A 16297-nucleotide genomic window follows, 5' to 3' on the forward strand; every position below is an offset into this window, starting at 1 on the left:
TCATTCACCTTTCTCGCAGGGGAGTCCGGAAGCCCCGGGAAGGGTCCGCACCCAATTGGTCAACAACCGTGCGCCGGCCTGTCCGGACTTTTCAGGATGGAACTGGGTGGCGCTCAAGGGACCGCATTCATAGGCGGCCACGAACCTGCTGCGTCCATAGGTGGCCCAGGTAACCAGCGGTTCACCGAAAGAGGCGCCCTGTGAGGTTTTGTCCGACCCTGGCCGGAATGACCCTGGCCGGCTGTCACCATGTTCTTTGAATGCTGATACCCGCAGGCACAGATCGGGCTGCGTCCCGCTGACCCGGTCATCGCCCTGCGCAGCCATGGCGGCATAGGAGTGGACGAAGTAGAAACGCTGGTCCTGGACCCCTGCCAGGAGTCGTGTTCCCTGAGGCGCCTGGACATGGTCCCAGCCCATATGGGGCACCACATCGGCATCCAGCTTGGTCACACGACCGGGAATCAGGCCCAGACCAGGCTCGCTGCGGCCGTCCTCGTCCCCGAACTGGAACATGACCTGGAGGCCTATGCAGACCCCCAGAACCGGCAGTCCCTGGGCCAGACGATCGAGGATGATGCGGTCGCCGCCCACGGCGCGCAACCCCGCCATGCAGGCCCCATAGGCTCCCACACCTGGGATGACCAGGCCGTCGGCCTTCATGGCCAGGTCCGGGTCGGCGCTGATCTGCGCATCGACCCCCAACTGGGAGAGGGCATGCACCATGGATCTGACATTGCCGAACCCATAGTCAAGCACCTGTATCCGGGTCATGTTCCTCCTAGCCAAGCCTCTTGCCTGAACTTCTACTCGACTCGATTACTCGACGCGGCCTTGGCGAGTCGATCCGCCGGCACCGAACCTGGTGTGCGAGGCGATGATGCCCATGGCCTTCTCCCGGTTGTACTCCCCCGAGTCGAAGACGGCGGCCCCGTCCTGGCGCAGCCTGTCCACCGTGGTGGTCCCGATCATCAGATCCTCCACGAAGTCAGCGGTGGCGGCAAAGAGGATGGGCGGCGCAAGCGTCTGCCCTGATTGTCCGCTGATCCAGAGTGTCACCTCGAGCTTGTCGGCCCGGTTGACCGCCAGGATGGCGCTGAGTCCGGATACGACCGTGGTCAGATCGCGGATGGCCGCCTCGGGTCCGTCCCCGTCCAGGTTTCTCAGGACGGCCACGGCACCCTCACGGGCCTGGATACACCAGGCGGAAATGTCGGAGATCTGGCAGAAGGCCGCCAGAAGCTCCGCCGAAGCCAGACGGGTCACCATGACGGCGGCCTTGGCCCGGTTGCCGATCAGGCCTTCCAGCTCCTGATCGAAATCAGCCTCAACGCCATCAGCCCCGTCCGGTTCCGCTGACGATTGGTCAGCAGGCTCGGAATTCAGCCCAGCCTCGTCGTCCACGCTCGATTCGGAGTGCTCAACCGGCTGATCCGCTTGGTCCTGGTCCTGATTGAACTCAGCCTCAAAGCTGGCCAGGGCCCGCTCGACCTCCTCCTCGCTCAGATGATGGCCGGAATCCGGCAGGTCCTGATCCTTGTTGTCGTTGTTGTCGTGTTCATCAGTGCTCATAGCGACCCCTTGGTGCTGGGGATGCCCTTCACCCTGGGATCAGGCTCCACGGCGAAACGCAGAGCCCTGGCCAGGGCCTTGAATTCAGCCTCGGCGATGTGATGCGGATCCCTGCCCGACAAGAGGGTCAGGTGCAGGCAGATGCCGGCGTGCAGGGCGATGGACTCCATGACGTGCCTGACCAGGGAACCGGTGAAGTGCCCGCCGATCATGGCGTACTCGAACCCCTCCGGCTCACCGGTGCAGACCGCATAGGGCCTGCCGGAAATATCGACCACGGCTCGGGCAAGGGCCTCGTCCAGGGGAACGGTTGCGTCGGCGAAGCGCTTGATGCCCCGCTTGTCCCCCAGGGCCTGGGCCAGGGCCTCGCCAAAGACGATGGCCACGTCCTCGACGGTGTGATGGACATCTATCTGGGTGTCCCCGCTGGCCTTGATGGTCAGGTCGATCAGGGAATGCCTGCCCAGGGCCGTCATCATATGGTCATAGAAGGGAACCGAGGTGTCGATATCGGTCACTCCGGTGCCATCCAGGTCCAGACTCAGGCTCACCTTGGATTCACTGGTCTGGCGGGTGATGGTGGCTGTTCTGCCTGCCATTGCTGCTCCTCCGCTTTCTTGCCGCGCACTCCAGTCCGCACTGTGGCTCCTGCACGGCGTCTAGACCACCAGCATAGCCGTGCCGCTGGTCTGCATCCTCCTAGAACCGCTTGAGGACATGGACCAGGGTTTGCCGGAATCGCTCCATCTCCTCGTCCGTGCCCATGCAGACCCTCAGATACCCTTGGGGACCCACGGCCCGGATCAGCACGCCTTCATCCTTCATGGCCTCGAAGACGGCATCCCGGTCGGGGAAGATGCCGAAGAGGATGAAGTTGGAGGCCGAGGGGACCACGGTCAAGGGTCGGCCGTGGAACTGCTGCCCGGCCAGCCACTCGGCGGTCTCCCGACGGGTCTGGCGGAGCTGATCCACACGAGCCAGCTGAAGGTCGGTGTGTTCCAGGGCAGCCAGGGCCGCAGCCTGGGTCAGCGCGCTCAGGTGGTAGGGCATCCGGACGATGCGGACCGCGTCGATTATTCCCTGGGATGCAGCCAGGTAGCCCACCCTGGCGCCGGCGAAGGCGAAGGCCTTGGACATGGTCCGGCTGACGGCCAGGTGGTCGTACTGCCCGATCAGGCTGACCGCCGAGGGCGTACCCGGGTCTCGGAACTCGATGTAGGCCTCGTCCACGACCACGATGGGCCGGGCGGACGGATCCGCGCCCGCTACAGGGACCTGGGAGCAGGCCTCCAGGAGCCTGGTCAGCTGATCCATGGGCAGGGGCGTCCCAGTGGGATTGTTGGGGCTGGTCACCAGGACCATAGCTGGCCTCAAAGCCTTGATGCGCTCGATGATCGTTTCAACATCCAGCCTGAAATCGGGCAGCCGATGGGCCAGCTCCCAGTCGGTGAAGGTATCCCGGGCGTACTCGGGATACATGGAGTAGGTCGGGTCGCAGCCCAGGGCCGTCCTGCCCGGCCCACCGAAGGCCTGGAAGAGCTGGAGCATGATCTCATTGGACCCGTTGGCCGCCCAGAGCTGCCCGGGTTGGAGCGAGGTCCCCGACTCCTTCTTCAGGTAGGCAGCCAGGGCCCGCCGCAGTTCCTCATGCTCCCTGTCCGGATAGCGGTTGAGGCCGGGGGCCACCAGGCGCACGCGCTGGCAGATGGCATCGACCACCTCCTGGTCCAGGGGGTAGGGGTTCTCGTTGACGTTCAGGCAGACCGGGACATCCAGCTGGGGGGCGCCGTAGGGCTCCTCCCCCACCAGGTCCGCACGGAGGGGAAGATCGGCTGGTATGGCACTCACCGCAGACCGGCCTTCTCTTCGTTGGCTTCCAGGCCGGCCTTGTCGTAGGGGTCGTCCAGGAACCTGCTCAGGACGCATTCCCCATGGGCGGGCAGGTCCTCGGATACCGCGAAATCATTGATCTTGGCAGCGATGGGCTTGAGCCCCTCCTGGTCGTACTCAATGACTTCAACAGGCTTCATGAAGGTGTGTACTCCCAGGGCCACGTCGAAGCGGGCGGTTCCGCCGGTGGGCAGGACGTGGTTGGATCCGGCCATGTAGTCGCCCAGGGGCACAGGAGAGTAAGGGCCGCGGAAGATGGCTCCGGCGTTTCGAATCCGGTCGATGACGGCGTCAGGATCGGCCGTCTGAACCTCCAGGTGCTCGGCGGCATAGGCATTGGCCACGTCGATGGACTGGTCGATCCCGTCGGTCAGGATGATTCCCGACTGGTTGCCACTCAGAGATGTGCACACCCGGTCGGCGTGTTCGGTCCGAGGCACCCTGCGCTCCAGAGCCTCCTGAACGCCCTGGGCCAAGTCCTGGCTGTCGGTGATCAGCACCGAGCCGGCAAGCTCGTCATGCTCGGCCTGGCCGATCAGGTCTGCGGCAACCCAGTCGGGGTTGGCCTGACCGTCGGCAAGAATGGCGATTTCCGTGGGTCCGGCCACAGCGTCGATGCCCACCATGCCGGAGACCATCTGCTTGGCTGTCGCCACAAAGATGTTGCCAGGGCCGGTGATCTTGTCGACCGGGTCGCAGAGAATCTCCCCGTCCTGAGGCTCGGATCCCTTGGCCCCGTAAGCGAACATGGCCACAGCCTGGGCGCCGCCCACGGCATAGACCTCGTCCACCCCCAGGATGGCGCAGGTGGCCAGGATGATGGCCGCTGGCAGACCGCGGGGGTCGTCGGATGCGGGCGGCGTGGCCACGGCCAGGGAATCAACGCCGGCAATCTGGGCGGGGACCGCGTTCATGATGACCGAGGAAGGGTACAGGGCCTTGCCTCCCGGCACGTAGAGGCCTACGCGTTCGATCGGGATCCACCGCTCGCTGACCCGGGCGCCGGGTGCCAGGTCGGTGGCCATGGGCTTGGGCACCTGGGTGGTGCAGACCTTACGGATGCGGGTGACGGACTCCTCTATTGCCGCCCTGACCTTGGAATCCAGCCCATCCAAGGCCTCCTGCATGGCCGATGCCGGAACCCTCAGATCATGGGGACGCACATGATCGAACTTCTCCTCCAGGTCGCGCAGGGCCGCAGCCCCGTGCTTGCGCACCTGGTCCATTATGGGCTGCACCTGGGCGCTGGCCTCCCGGGTACCCATATCGGCCCGGGGCATGGCGGCCAGGAGTTGGGCGCGGGACATGGTCTTCCCGCGCAGATCCATGGTTCTCATCATGAGCTTTGACATACTTTGATGGTAGTGAACTTTTGTGTCGCCAAAGCCAGCGACTCACCGCCGTCCCAAATGGTGAGACGGTTCCGGACGCGTCCTAGGCCGACGGCAGGCAGGAGGGCCCGAAGACCGATTTGATCTCGGCCATCATGGAGGTGTCGTGCCTGGTGCGGAAGCCGTCGCCAAAGGTCAGCAGGCGCACATTGCCCCGGTCGTCGGTGACGGCCAGACGGACCTGGCAGTAGCCGGGGTGGGACTTGAGTATCCGGGCCAGCCGCTCCATGTGCCCCCGATCCAGGGCCTGCCTGGGCAGGGTGATGGTCAGAGGCCGCTCGTCCGCCGACTCCAGGACGGGCACCTCCATATCGTTGACGCGGATATTGGTGGCCTCGTCCCGCAGCTCGACCACACCCCTGACCCGGATGACCGAGTCCAGGACCAGGTCGTCGGAGTGGGCATCGTAGACCTTGCCGAAGAACATGCACTGGATCGAGCTCTCCAGGTCCTCGATGGTGACGATGGCCCAGGGATTGCCCTTCTTGGAGACCCGGCGGTCCACTGCAGTGACCAGGCCGGCCAGGGTCACCGCCTTGCCGTCCATGCCCTTGGACCGGTTGAGCAGCTGGGCGATGGACATGTCGCGCATGCCGGCCAGAACCGAGGTCATGCCGCTCAGCGGGTGGTCGGACACATACAGGCCCAGCATCTGCCGCTCGAAGTTGAGCTTGGTGGACTTGTCCCACTCGTCGATGTCGGGCACGGTCACCTGGGCATCGCCCAGTGCGTCCTGTTGGGGTTGGTCGTCATCGGCATCGGCGAAGAGGTCGAACTGGCCCTCGGCCTGCTTGCGCTTGATGGGCATGACCTGATCGACGGCCTCGTCGTGGATCTGGAAGAGGGCCCTCCGGTTGGGGTCGATGCTGTCGAAGGCGCCGCCCTTGATCAGGGATTCCACGGTTCGCTTGTTGAGCACCTCCATGGGCACCCGCTTGACGAAGTCCATGAAGTTGACGTACTTGCCCCGGGGCCCCTGGCGCTCCTTGATGATGTCCGCCACCACCTTGTCGCCCACATTGCGGATGGCGCCCAGGCCGAAGCGGACCACGTCGCCGACAGCGGAGTACTCGGACACGGACTCGTTGATGTCGGGCGCCAGGATGCGGATGCCCATCCTCCTGGCCTCGCCCAGGTAGAGGGCGGTCTTGTCCTTGTTGGTCCGCTCGTTCTGCAACAGGGCGGCCATGAACTCCACCGGATAGTGGGTCTTCAGGTAGGCGGTCCAGTATGCAATCAGGGCGTAGGCCGCCGAGTGCGCCTTGTTGAAGGCGTAGCCGGAGAAGGGCACCAGGACGTCCCAGACCGCCTGGGCGGCCTCCTGGGAGTAGCCATGCGCCTTCATGCCCTCGAAGAAGGGCACCTGCTCCTTGGCCAGGACGTCGGGCTTCTTCTTGCCCATGGCCCTTCGCAGCACATCGGCTCGGCCCAGTGAGTAACCGGCCAGAATCCGGGCTGCGGACTGGACCTGCTCCTGGTAGACGATCAGGCCGTAGGTCTCATCAAGCACACCCGCCAGGGGCTTGGCCACCTCGGGGTGGATGGGCTCGATCTTCTGCAGCCCGTTCTTGCGCTTGGCATAGTTGATGTGCGAGTTCATATCCATGGGCCCCGGCCGGTAGAGGGCAATCAGGGCGGAGATGTCGTTGAAGTTGTCGGGCTTGAGCATGCGCAGCAGGGATCGCATACCGTCGCCATCGAGCTGGAAGACACCCAAGGTGTCGCCCCTGGACAGCAGCTGGTAGGTCTCCTTGTCGTCCAGGGGGACCTTCTCGATACTGATGGGCTCCTTGCCGTTGCGCTTGATGTTGTTGACCGTGTCCCTGATGACCGTGAGGTTGGACAGCCCCAGGAAGTCCATCTTGACCAGCCCCAGGGTCTCGCAGGTGTGGTACTCGAAGGTGGTGGTCACCGTGCCGTCGGTGCGCTCCATCAACGGCGAGGTATTGGTGATGGGGTTGGAGGCCATGATGGTGGCGCAGGCGTGCACGCCGGTCTGGCGGATGATGCCCTCGATGCCCTTGGCCTCCTCCGTGATCCGCTTGACGTCCGGGTTGGACTCGTACAGGTCTCGGAACTCCTTGGCCTCCGGGTAACGCTTGGACCGGGGGTCGAAGATCTCCTTGAGGCTCATGTCCTTGCCGTTGACCGTGGGCGGCAGGGCCTTGGTGACCTGGTCGCCCACGGAGTACTCGTAGTCCATGATCCTGGCCGAGTCCTTCAGGGCCTGCTTGGTCTTGATGGTGCCGTAGGTCACGCACTGGGCCACCTTGTCGGAGCCGTACTTGCGGGCCACGTAGTCCAGGACCTTCATGCGCCCCTCGGGGTCGAAATCCACGTCGATATCGGGTAGGGAGACGCGCTCGGGGTTGAGGAAGCGCTCGAAGATCAGGCCGTGCTTGAGCGGGTCCAGCTCGGTGATGCCCATGGCGTAGGCCACCATGGATCCTGCCGCCGATCCACGGCCCGGACCCACCATGATTCCGTGGTTCTTGGCCCAGTTGATGTAATCGGCCACCACCAGGAAGTATCCGGTGAACTGCATCTGGCAGATGACCCCGCACTCGTAGTCGGCCTGGTGGGAGACCTCCTCGGGCACCCCGTCCGGGTAGCGGTTCTTCAACCCCTCGTCCACCTTCTTCAGGAAGAGGGAGGTCTCGTCCCAGCCCTCCGGGCAGTCGAAACGGGGCATGAAGGCCCCGTCCTCGTGGTCGTCGAACATGACGTTGCAGCGTTCCGCGATCTCCAGGGTGTTGTCGCAGGCTTCGGGGAACTCCTTGAAGATCTCACGCATCTCCTGGGCCGAACGGATGTAGTAGCCGGTGCCGTCGAACTTGAAGCGTCCAGGGTCGGTCAGCCGGGACCCCGAGTTGATGCAGAGCAGGGCGTCCTGGGCCGAGGCATCCTCCTTGCGCACATAGTGCGAGTCGTTGGTGGCCACCAGGGGGGCATCCAGACGACGGGCGATCTCCAGCAGATCCTTGGTCACCCGATGCTCGATCTCCAGCCCGTGGTCCATCAGCTCCACGTAATAGTTCTCCTTGCCGAAGATGTCCTGGAACTCCCCGGCGGCCCGCAGCGCCTCGTCGAACTGGCCCAGCCTCAGCCTGGTCTGGACGATGCCCGAGGGGCAGCCGGTGGTGGCGATGACCCCCTTGTGGTAGGTGGACAGCAGGTCCTTGTCCATGCGGGGCCACTTGCCGACCAGGCCCTCCAGGTTGGCTACCGAGGAGGCCTTGATCAGGTTGACCAGGCCCGTATCGTCGCTGGCCCAGAGGGTCATGTGGGTGATGAAGCCGCCGCCGGAGACATCGTCCGAACGCTGCTCGTCGGTTCCCCAGTGGACCCGGCTCTTGTCCTGGCGGGCCGTCTCAGGGGTCACATAGGCCTCGATACCGATGATGGGTTTGATGTCGGCGTCCACGGCCGTCCGCCAAAGCTCGTAGGCCCCGTGCATGTTGCCGTGGTCGGTGATGGCCACGGCCGGCTGTCCCAGACGTCCCACCTCGGCGACCAGGTCGGGGATCCTGCTGGCCCCGTCCAGGGTGGAATAGTGGGTGTGGGTGTGAAGGTGAACGAAGTCTGACCGGGTTGAGGACATATCTCCAACTTACCCAGGACCCTGGCCGAATCGCCGGAGTCCGCTAGCTGCGTATACCGGAGGCGCTCTGACGCTCGATCTGCAGGGAGCGGCGCAGATCAGCCGGATAGGAGGAGACCACCTTGGTCCAGATCTTGGTACGGGGATGGCGGAATTCCAGGCGCATGGCGTGCAGCCACTGCCGCTTCAGGCCCAGTCGCTCCGCCAGGTCGGGGTTGGCCCCATACATGTGGTCGCCCACCAGGGGATGGCCTATGGAGGAGAAGTGCACGCGTATCTGATGGGTGCGTCCGGTCTCCAGATTGACGCTGACCAGGGTGGCCGAGCCGAAGCGCTCCAGCACATCCCAGTGGGTGATGGCCTCCTTGCCGGCAGGTGTGACCGTGAAGCGGAAGTCCGAGACACGTGCCCGGCCGATGGGGGCCTCGATGGTGGCCTTGTCCTCGGTAAGATTGCCCTGGACCAGGGCGTGGTAGATCTTGACCACCTCATGCCGCGCGAACTGCCGGCGCATCTCCTTGTAGGCAAGGTCGGACTTGCAGACCAGCATGAGGCCGCTGGTGCCCGCGTCCAGGCGGGAGACGATGCCCTGACGGCCCTGGGCCCCCATGGAGGTGATGTGGGTGCCCCGCTGCAGGAGGCTGCCCAGGACGGTTGGGCCGGTCCAGCCTATGGAGGGATGCGCCGCCACCCCCACCGGCTTGTCCACGACAACCACGTCCTCGTCCTCGTAGACCACGGGCATGTCCTCGGCCACCGGCTCCACCTGCTTGGCTGGCTCGGGCTCGTCCAGCTCTATCAGATCGCCGCTCATCAGGGTGGTGGCCTTGTTCACCCGGCGGCCCATGATCCGCACATGGCCCTGTGCCACCAGATCGCTGGCCTTGGCCCTGGACAGGCCCAGCATCTTGGACAGGGCCATGTCCAGGCGCCGACCCACCAAGGCATCCGGTGCGGGAAGAAGCCGGGTCACTTGGCCGCTCCCCCATCTTTTTCGGGCTTGTCCCTGTCGCTGAATCGCACATTGCAGATAATGAGTACCACCACGGCCACGCCTGCCAGGGTCAGATAGACGTCGGCCACATTGCCCACCGACCAGCCGTAGTCCAGAAAGTCGACCACGGCACCGTCAAGAAAACCGGAGGCATAGGCCACCCTGTCGATCAGATTGCCTGCTGCCCCGGAGAAGGCCAGGGAAAGCACCAAAGTCCAGAGCATGGAGGTGGTGCGCAAAGCCAGAACAATGATGAGCAGACAGGCTGCCAGGGCAATCAGGGATATGATCCAGGTACTCCCCGACCCCAATCCAAGAGAGGCCCCGGGGTTGCGTACCAGACGCAGTCCACGCAATGGTCCAGGCAAGGCCACCCTGACACCGTTGCCCAACCGAGCCAGAGCCAGGGCCTTGGTCACCTGGTCCAGGGCTATGGCCACTGCCGCCAGAGTGACGAAGACGGCCACGCGCCCGCGCAGCCGTCCCTTGTGTGTGTTCTTCGTCATTACCGGATGGAATCAGTGGGCCTGTTCGGACTTCTTTTCCATGGACTGGTAATTGCTGGTGTCCGAAATCTGGTTGATCAGCTGGTTGAGGAACTCGGTCAGCTTGCTGCGGTAGCCCGCCTCGAACTGCTTGAGCCCCTGGATGTTCTCCTCCAGAACCTTGGACTGATCCATGAGCTTGTTCTTGACATCGGCGGCATAGCGATCGGCACTGTCGCGGGTGTTCTTGTCGTACTCCTGCGCCCGGGTCTGCACCTGGGTCTCGTACTCGTCGGCCTGGGTGTGCTGGCGCTTGGAATAGGCATCGGCATCGGAACGGGTCTTGACCGAGTACTCGTCGGCCTGGGAGCGTACGCGCTGCGAGTAGCCATCGGCCTCGGAGTGGACTCGCTTGGAGTACTCGTCCACCTCGGCGCGGGTCCTCTTGGAGTAGTCCTCCGCCTTCTTGACGATGTCATCGTGCTGGGCGTGGCCCTCGGCGACCAGCTGGGAGGCGTTGGCCTTGCCCTTGTCCACGTACTGATCGTGCAACTGCATGGCCAGGGTGAGCATGGCGGTGGCTCTCTCGGGTTCGCTGCTGGCCTCGGCGCCAGCGCCCGCGATCCGCTGCAGGCTGCCCGTTTCCGTGGAGGGCTCGGCCTTGGAAACCTGCTGGCGCAGCTGCTCCTCGCGCTTGCGGGACTCCTCCAGCTGCTTGTTGAGCTGCTCGGTGCGCTGCTGCTGCTGCTGAGAGGCCTTCTGTGCCTGGGTGACCTGCTGGCGGGCCGTGGCCATGCTCTGCTGGGAGGCATTGAGCTGGTTGGTCAGCGCCTGAACCTGCTGGCGGGCCTGGTCGCGCTCCTTCTGCATGGCGGTCAGCTGGTTGGTCAGCGCCTGGGTGTTGTTGCCCGCGGCGGCCTGGGCGGTCAGCTGGTCGATCTGGGAGTTGAGCTGCTCGACCTGACGCTTGAGCTGGTCGTTCTGGGAGGCCAGGGTCTTGACCTGGCTCTGGGATTCAGCCAGGAGCCGCTTGGTCTGGGCATCCACGGCAGGCTGCTGGGCGGCATTACCCTGGGCCTGCTTCAGATCCCGGTTCTCCGTCTGCAGGGATTCCACCTGAGCCGTCAAGTCGGAAATCTTTGAGTTCAGCGAGGCCACATCGGTACCCAGGGACTGGGTGGAAGCGGCGTTGCCTTGCATGGCCTGCTTGCCCAGGGCTTCAACCGTATCGGTGACCTGATCCAGGAAGTCGTCGACCTCGTCGACGTCGTAGCCTTCCTTAAACCGCACTGTCTGGAAGGTATGCTCCCTTATGTCATTAGGCGTCAATAGAGCCATATGTTTCTCCACCTCGCTTCAGGCCAACCAGCCCGATTGTGTTCTCTTACTGCATGCTAGCACGGAGTCTGCCGTATCCGCGGTCTTGCTTTCTACCCCAGCAGCACCTGGATGATGATCAGGGCGGCGTAGAGCACCATGAAGGACACGTCGAGCTGGATCCTGCCCATGGGCAGGGGCCGGATGTACCGGCGCAGCCAGCGCAGGGGCGGCTCGGTCAGGGCATAGATGACCCGAATGAGCGAGGCCACAAAGCCACGGGGGTACCAGCTGGGCGACAGAACCAGGACCCAGTCCAGAATCATCCGCACGAAGAGGATGAGCAGGTAGGTCTCAATGCAGATGTCTATCAGATATCGAATAAAAGGAACAAGCATGCGTCTTCAGGCTCCTGCGGACACGGCTTCCAGGGCGTCGGTCACTGGGCGAAAAGCCCCTTGGCCGAGGAACCAGACTCGGGCTCCTCCACCTTGATGTTGACCTGTGCGGGGCTGAGCAGGAAGACCCTGGGGGTGACCCGCTCGATGGACCCGCGCACCCCGAAGACCACACCGGCGGAGAAATCGACGATCCTGTAGGCCACCGACTCGGACACACCTGTCAGGTTGAGGACCACCGGAACCCCGTCCCGCAGGGCCCTGCCGACCATCTGGGCATCCTCGTAGGACTTGGGATGGATGGTGGTGATGCGGTTGATCCGGCTCTGGAAGGGCGTGGACTCGGCTTCCTGGCTATTGGAGGTGGATTGCGGAGCCATGGGAGTCACAGAGTGATCGGTGTCGAAGCCATCGCGGGCCTCGTCATCGTCGGCCAGGTCGTCGTCATCGTCATCCACGACATCCGACATGCCGAAAAAGGACATTGCGTTCTTCATCAATCCTGCCATACCTGCTCCTTCGCCTGATTACCGCAGAAAGTCAGGGATATCCAGATATCCCGGGTCGGAGGTGCCGTCATCGCCGGAGGCGGGGGGCACCACATCGTGTTCGGAGGTCTCATCGGACTCCGCCTGGACGGACGGGGTCGTCAGCGGCTGCTGGGGCTCCTGGACCGGGGTGGCCGCTGCCGGTGCGGTGGTCGTGTCCACTGCAGGAGCCGGGGTCTCGTCCTTCTTCGGGGTGGGATCGAATCCGGCGGCGATGACCGTGACCCGCACCTCGTCCCCGTAGGCATCGTCCAAGGCCAGGCCCCAGATGATCTGCGCCTCGGGATGGATGGCATCCTGAACCAGCTGTGCGGCGGCAGAGGCCTCCTGCATGCTCAGGTCGGTGGGGCCGGCCACATTGATCAGGGCCCCATGGGCACCCTCGATGCTCTCCTCCAAAAGCGGGGAGGAGATGGCGATCTCGGCGGCCTGGGTGGCTCGATCCTCGCCCCGGGCTGCGCCGATGCCGAAGAGGGCGGTGCCGGCATCCTTCAAGATGGCGGTGACATCGGAGAAGTCCACGTGAATGTAGGAGTTCATGGTGATCAGGTCGGTGATGCCCTGAACGCCGGCCAGCAGGGCCGTGTCTGCGGTCTTGAAGGCATCCATGACCGAGACCGTGCGATCCGAGAGGTCCAGAAGCCGGTCATTGGGGATAACGATAAGGGCATCGACCTCCTTTCGCAGGTTCTCGATGCCCGATTCGGCGGAAGCGGAGCGCCTGGGCCCCTCAAAGGTGAAGGGACGGGTGACCACGGCGATGGTGAGCGCGCCTTGCTGACGGGCTGCACGCGCTACCAGGGGGCTGGCACCGGTGCCGGTGCCGCCACCCTCGCCTGCAGTGACGAAGACCATATCGGCGCCCTTGAGGACCTCTTCGATGTCGGACTGATGGTCCTGGGCGGCCTTGGCGCCCTTCTCGGGATCGGCTCCTGCTCCCAGGCCGCGGCTGTTGGCATCAGATAGGGAGATCTTCACATCGGCTTCTGAGCGCAGGAGATCCTTGGCATCGGTATTGATGGCCACAAACTCGACATTCTGCAGACCTTCGGCGATCATACGATTGACAGCATTGCCACCGGCTCCACCAACACCAACGACCTTGATGTTGGTCTTGTCATTGAAATTGTCATTCTGGGCAATCTCGCTCACAGTATGCTCCCGTCACTCACGTTACGCTCAACTCTAGCGCAGGTCATATACGCCAACACGCATTTGCCCACAGGCGTTCCGACCCTCCCTGACGGCCGTGGGCCCAGGGTCCGGGAGGTCAGAGCCAACCGCCCTGGCCTTCCGAGAGAACCTCCACGCCGTTCCGTCCGTATTCTAAACCCTGATTCTAGACCCGGATGCGCATGGTTGGTGACGGGAATATTTCCGGCTTCAGTAGGAGGCGTCCATGGGGTCGTTGCCGAAGAGCGTCTCGCGCTCCTGATGGGTGGTGGTCCGCGAATCCAGCCAGCCATAGGGCAGGCGGACCTTCTTGGCATAGCGGACCCTGCCTCTTGGCTTGCCAGCCACGGCCCGCGGATAGGGCATGTCCTGGTCCAGATTGGCGATGCAGCGGTCCATATCCTCCAGGCTCTCGCAGGACATGAAGTCGCGGCGTACCTGGCCGCCTACGGCGAAGCCCTTGAGATACCAGGCCACGTGCTTGCGCATATCGTGGACGGCCATGCGCTCATCGCCGTCATAGAACTTGACCAGAAGCCTGGCGTGGCGGGCCATGATGGCCCCCACCTGGCCCAGGGTGGGCTCCTGACGTTCCGGGGAGCCGGCCAGAGCCGCCGCTATATCGGCGAAGAGCCAGGGACGACCCTGGCAGCCCCGGCCGATGGCCACGCCTGCGCAGCCGGTCTGGGCGAACATGTCCAGGGCATCCTCGGCGGTCCAGATGTCGCCGTTGCCGAAGACGGGGATATCGACTGCCTGGACCAGCTGGGCGATCCGGTCCCAGTCGGCATGGCCGCCATAGTATTCAGCCGTGGTTCTGGCATGCAGGGTCACGGCGGCGCACCCCTCTTCCTGGGCGATGTGGGCCGCCTCCAGGAAGGTCTCGTGCTGGTGGTCGATGCCCACCCGGATCTTTGCGGTGACGGGAATCCCGGCAGGCGAGCAGACAGCAACCACACGATGGACCAGTTCGGCGAAGAGGTCGGTCTTCCAGGGCAGGGCGGATCCACCGCCATGTCTGGTGACCTTGGGTACAGGGCAACCGAAGTTCATGTCGATATGATCGACCCAGCCCGCATCAACCACCATTCTGGTGGCTTGCTCCATGATCTGAGGGTCCACCCCGTACAGCTGCAGGGAGCGCACCTTCTCCTGGGGGGCGAAGCGACAGAGCCGGAAGGCCTTGGGGTTGCGCGCCACCAGGGCCCGGGCCGTCACCATCTCCCCTACATACAGTCCATCGGGTCCGTACTCGCGGCAGAGCAGGCGGAAGGGCCAGTTGGTCACGCCCGCCATGGGCGAAAGCATGACCGGCACAGGCACGGTTATCGGGCCCAGCTGTACCGGAGCAACCTTCGGGGTCTGTCGATCAGTCTCAGTACCGGCCACCGGCCTCGGCCACCTTGATGGGTTCGCTCTCGTCCGTACCCGGCTCGCTGGCCAGGTCCGTATAGCCGTCAGCGGCGCGCGCACCGGTCAGGTCGGAGGGGCCCATGGGGTAACGCACCCGTTGCTCGCCGACGACCCGGCGAACATAGTCCTCCACCTGGTCCAGGGCCACCCGGTCCTGCTGCATGGAGTCGCGGTTGCGGATGGTGACCGCCTTGTCGTCCAGGGTGTCGAAGTCCACGGTAATGCACAGGGGCGTGCCAATCTCGTCCTGACGACGATAGCGGCGGCCGATGGCGCCGGACTCGTCGTAGTCCACCATCCACTCATTCTGGCGCAGGTCGGCGGCCAGGTCATGGGCGATCCGCTGCAGATCAGGCTTCTTGGACAGGGGCAGGACCGCGGCCTTGACCGGGGCCAGCCTCGGGTCCAGACGCAGCACGGTGCGCCGGTCGACCCCGCCCTTGGTGTTGGGGGCCTCGTCCACGTCATAGGCATCCACCAGGAAGGCCATCAGCGAGCGCGTCAGACCGGCTGCAGGCTCGATCACGTAGGGAATGTAGCGTTCCCCGCTGGCCTGGTCGAAGTAGCTCAGATCCTCGCCCGAGTGCTCGGCATGGGCCTTGAGGTCGTAATCGGTGCGGTTGGCCACGCCCTCCAGCTCGCCCCACTCGGAGCCCTGGAAGCCGAACCGGTATTCGATGTCCACGGTCCGCTTGGAATAGTGTGCCAGTTTCTCCTTTGGGTGCTCGTAGTGGCGCAGGTTCTCGGGCTTGACGCCCAGGTCCACGTACCAACGGGTCCTGGCGTCGATCCAGTACTGATGCCATTGTTCGTCGGTGCCGGGATGGACGAAGAACTCCATCTCCATCTGCTCGAACTCGCGGGTACGGAAGATGAAATTGCCGGGGGTTATCTCGTTGCGGAAGCTCTTGCCCATGTTGGCGATGCCGAAGGGTGGCTTGGAACGGGAGGAGGCCATGACGGACTTGAAGTCCACGAAGATGCCCTGGGCGGTCTCGGGACGCAGGTAGTGCAGGCTCTTCTCGTCCTGGACCGGCCCTAGGTGGGTCTGCAGCATCATGTTGAAGTCGCGCGGCTCGGTCCACCGGCCCTTGGTGCCGCAGTCCGGGCAGGGGATGTCCTTGAGGCCGTTTTCCGGATCATGGCCGTGCTTTTCAACGTAGGCCTCCTCCAGGGTGTCGGCCCGGTGCCGCTTGTGGCAGTTCAGGCACTCGATCAGGGGGTCGTTGAAAACGGAGACATGGCCCGAGGCCTCCCAGACCGCCGTGGGCAGGATGACCGAGGTGTCCACGCCGACCACGTCGTCGCGGGTGACCACCATGGTCCGCCACCACTCACGCTTGATGTTGTCCTTGAGAGCCACGCCCAGGGGTCCGTAATCCCAGGCCGAGCGCGTCCCGCCGTAAATCTCCCCTGCGGGAAAGACGAATCCTCGGCGCTTGGCCAGGGAGATGACCTCATCCAGTTTCGATACTGCCACTGATCACACCTTCTGCTCGGGAACCCCCTCCTGGG

The 16297-nt window shown here is 64.1% G+C and carries 14 protein-coding genes; all 14 read right to left on the bottom strand.

The window, feature by feature from the left end; translation table 11 throughout:
• The 14 genes from hisH to AACP62_RS05010 all read right to left on the bottom strand — a co-directional run bounded on the left by hisH (position 1) and on the right by AACP62_RS05010 (position 16262).
• Positions 1–774, bottom strand: a complete 774-nt coding sequence (hisH, locus tag AACP62_RS04945; RefSeq protein WP_198219712.1) for an imidazole glycerol phosphate synthase subunit HisH — start codon at positions 772–774, stop codon at positions 1–3.
• A gap of 45 nt (positions 775–819) precedes the next feature.
• A complete protein-coding gene (locus AACP62_RS04950; RefSeq protein WP_339346789.1) occupies positions 820–1572 on the bottom strand; it encodes a hypothetical protein in 753 nt (250 codons plus the stop codon).
• On the bottom strand, positions 1569–2171 hold the full coding sequence (gene hisB, locus AACP62_RS04955; RefSeq protein WP_024627238.1) for an imidazoleglycerol-phosphate dehydratase HisB: 603 nt from the start codon (positions 2169–2171) through the stop codon (positions 1569–1571). Before hisB ends, AACP62_RS04950 begins: the two co-directional genes overlap by 4 nt.
• A 100-nt stretch (positions 2172–2271) precedes the next feature.
• Positions 2272–3420, bottom strand: coding sequence for a histidinol-phosphate transaminase (locus AACP62_RS04960; protein WP_339346790.1), 1149 nt, complete (start codon positions 3418–3420; stop codon positions 2272–2274).
• A complete protein-coding gene (hisD, locus tag AACP62_RS04965; protein WP_339346791.1) occupies positions 3417–4814 on the bottom strand; it encodes a histidinol dehydrogenase in 1398 nt (465 codons plus the stop codon). The genes AACP62_RS04960 and hisD overlap by 4 nt, the downstream gene beginning before the upstream one ends.
• Before the next feature lie 82 nt (positions 4815–4896).
• Positions 4897–8454 carry a DNA polymerase III subunit alpha gene (dnaE, locus tag AACP62_RS04970; protein ID WP_198205985.1) on the bottom strand — a complete coding sequence of 1186 codons (3558 nt, stop codon included), beginning with the start codon at positions 8452–8454 and terminating at the stop codon, positions 4897–4899.
• A gap of 43 nt (positions 8455–8497) precedes the next feature.
• Positions 8498–9427 carry an RluA family pseudouridine synthase gene (locus AACP62_RS04975; protein WP_045935169.1) on the bottom strand — a complete coding sequence of 310 codons (930 nt, stop codon included), beginning with the start codon at positions 9425–9427 and terminating at the stop codon, positions 8498–8500.
• On the bottom strand, positions 9424–9954 hold the full coding sequence (locus AACP62_RS04980; RefSeq protein ID WP_029677904.1) for a signal peptidase II: 531 nt from the start codon (positions 9952–9954) through the stop codon (positions 9424–9426). The genes AACP62_RS04975 and AACP62_RS04980 overlap by 4 nt, the downstream gene beginning before the upstream one ends.
• A gap of 12 nt (positions 9955–9966) precedes the next feature.
• Entirely contained in the window at positions 9967–11271 is a 1305-nt protein-coding gene (locus AACP62_RS04985) for a DivIVA domain-containing protein (RefSeq protein WP_045935167.1), read from the bottom strand.
• Positions 11272–11363: 92 nt separating this feature from the next.
• On the bottom strand, positions 11364–11648 hold the full coding sequence (locus AACP62_RS04990) for a YggT family protein (protein ID WP_198178973.1): 285 nt from the start codon (positions 11646–11648) through the stop codon (positions 11364–11366).
• Between the two features lie 41 nt (positions 11649–11689).
• A complete protein-coding gene (locus AACP62_RS04995; protein WP_045935165.1) occupies positions 11690–12157 on the bottom strand; it encodes a cell division protein SepF in 468 nt (155 codons plus the stop codon).
• Between the two features lie 18 nt (positions 12158–12175).
• On the bottom strand, positions 12176–13348 hold the full coding sequence (gene ftsZ / locus AACP62_RS05000) for a cell division protein FtsZ (protein ID WP_198183990.1): 1173 nt from the start codon (positions 13346–13348) through the stop codon (positions 12176–12178).
• Positions 13349–13579: 231 nt separating this feature from the next.
• Positions 13580–14758 (bottom strand): tRNA dihydrouridine synthase DusB, encoded by a 1179-nt coding sequence (gene dusB, locus AACP62_RS05005; protein ID WP_425332909.1) that lies wholly within the window; start codon positions 14756–14758, stop codon positions 13580–13582.
• Positions 14745–16262 carry a glycine--tRNA ligase gene (locus AACP62_RS05010; RefSeq protein WP_339346799.1) on the bottom strand — a complete coding sequence of 506 codons (1518 nt, stop codon included), beginning with the start codon at positions 16260–16262 and terminating at the stop codon, positions 14745–14747. Before AACP62_RS05010 ends, dusB begins: the two co-directional genes overlap by 14 nt.
• Positions 16263–16297: the final 35 nt, after the last annotated feature.

This window comes from Bifidobacterium apis, from assembly GCF_036986835.1.
Classification (GTDB): Bacteria; Actinomycetota; Actinomycetes; order Actinomycetales; family Bifidobacteriaceae; genus Bombiscardovia; species Bombiscardovia apis_A.

Bases quoted from the DNA above. Each gene is read 5' to 3' on its own strand.
- hisH (WP_198219712.1), bottom strand. From the start codon at position 774: ATGACCCGGATACAGGTGCTTGACTATGGGTTCGGCAATGTCAGATCC.
- AACP62_RS04950 (WP_339346789.1), bottom strand. From the start codon at position 1,572: ATGAGCACTGATGAACACGACAACAACGACAACAAGGATCAGGACCTG.
- hisB (WP_024627238.1), bottom strand. From the start codon at position 2,171: ATGGCAGGCAGAACAGCCACCATCACCCGCCAGACCAGTGAATCCAAG.
- hisD (WP_339346791.1), bottom strand. From the start codon at position 4,814: ATGTCAAAGCTCATGATGAGAACCATGGATCTGCGCGGGAAGACCATG.
- dnaE (WP_198205985.1), bottom strand. From the start codon at position 8,454: ATGTCCTCAACCCGGTCAGACTTCGTTCACCTTCACACCCACACCCAC.
- AACP62_RS04980 (WP_029677904.1), bottom strand. From the start codon at position 9,954: ATGACGAAGAACACACACAAGGGACGGCTGCGCGGGCGCGTGGCCGTC.
- AACP62_RS04985 (WP_045935167.1), bottom strand. From the start codon at position 11,271: ATGGCTCTATTGACGCCTAATGACATAAGGGAGCATACCTTCCAGACA.
- AACP62_RS04990 (WP_198178973.1), bottom strand. From the start codon at position 11,648: ATGCTTGTTCCTTTTATTCGATATCTGATAGACATCTGCATTGAGACC.
- AACP62_RS04995 (WP_045935165.1), bottom strand. From the start codon at position 12,157: ATGGCAGGATTGATGAAGAACGCAATGTCCTTTTTCGGCATGTCGGAT.